1 protein-coding gene is annotated in these 234 nt (G+C 43.6%); it reads right to left on the reverse strand.

Annotated elements, in window-relative coordinates; genetic code table 11:
* Positions 1 to 234, reverse strand: a 234-nt coding sequence (locus tag RRF55_RS28030; protein WP_439419303.1) for a hypothetical protein, incomplete at both ends; no start/stop codon positions are given.

The raw sequence follows: 234 nt of genomic DNA on the forward strand, positions 1-234 counted from the left end.
TGCCAAGATACGTTCGGTCTTACCTCTCCCCATCTGTGCATAAACCACATTGTAATTTAGGTCTTCAAATCCCAGCAATTGCGTCGTCATCGTTCTATTTAATGGAAAAGATGATCCATAGCCTGCAGCAGATCCTAAAGGATTCTTATTACAGACCTTCCAGGCGGCACGCATCATCTCCAGATCATCAACAAGGCTTTCTGCGTAAGCACCAAACCATAATCCAAAAGATGA

This window comes from Klebsiella sp. K47, assembly GCF_051858335.1.
GTDB classification, from domain to species: Bacteria; Pseudomonadota; Gammaproteobacteria; order Enterobacterales; family Enterobacteriaceae; genus Klebsiella; species Klebsiella pneumoniae.